This window comes from Dokdonia genika (assembly GCF_042652845.1).
GTDB classification, from domain to species: Bacteria; Bacteroidota; Bacteroidia; order Flavobacteriales; family Flavobacteriaceae; genus Dokdonia; species Dokdonia donghaensis.
Genome location: NZ_JBHSHB010000028.1, coordinates 1 through 749, shown reverse-complemented (window position 1 = coordinate 749; position 749 = coordinate 1). Strand labels below are relative to the sequence as shown.

The following is a 749-nucleotide window of genomic DNA, read 5'->3' as shown; positions in this document are numbered from 1 at the left end:
GACATTTTTGAAAGCTCTATGCGCGGCGACAGATTCACAAATAAGTGTATATTTAGACAATCAATTAAAAAACAAAAAACAGGCTAACCAGCAAAATGCCGCACTCGCTTTATGTAGTGGCCTGTTATGCAACATTAGAGAAACGTATGGCATCGCTTGCCTCTCTTAAAATTTGCATATATTCGTACATTCCTATTTCATCACTTTTTTTCTTGTCCCAACCCCATTTAAAATTTTCCTCATACATTTCAGTAAGTTTTTGCCAATTATCAATGTAGGGTTTCCAATAAGGTAGTTTTTGGCTAATCACATATAATTCTGGAAATGTTAAATTACATTTCTTAACCAATTTGTAACATCTACTAAAATCGTCAGGGTCATAAGGTTTATCACCATATTTTTCGGTTACATCAATGTTTTTAAGGCAAGCCCACATAGTTTTAGAACTAATACCTACACTTCCTGTTACTATCCATTCATCTAAAGTCATAATTAACGTTGCATAACACCGTATATAAATAAGTGCTATGGCTTTTTAAAATTGTTAGTTTTTAATTCAATGTTCTGTTATTTTTTACACGGTGGAAATTCTGCCGAATTTCGCACCTATTCATATACAAACCGTGGCGGCTGATTGCCCAAGGGCTCGCAGTTCACGATAAAATAAGCTTCACAAAAGGCAGTTGTATACTTGGTTATTACCGCAATCGTATGGCTACGCTTCAAAATAGGTTTTAGAGCGATTGTAA

Annotated in this window: 1 protein-coding gene; it reads right to left on the bottom strand. The window is 34.7% G+C overall.

Annotated features, from left to right (window positions below; genetic code table 11):
• Positions 1 to 124 precede the first annotated feature (124 nt).
• Positions 125 to 490, bottom strand: coding sequence for a hypothetical protein (locus tag ACFO5T_RS13930; RefSeq protein ID WP_380035588.1), 366 nt, complete (start codon positions 488 to 490; stop codon positions 125 to 127).
• Between the last annotated feature and the right edge of the window lie 259 nt (positions 491 to 749).

Coding starts and splice junctions, on each gene's coding strand:
- ACFO5T_RS13930 (WP_380035588.1), bottom strand. CDS start 490: ATGACTTTAGATGAATGGATAGTAACAGGAAGTGTAGGTATTAGTTCT.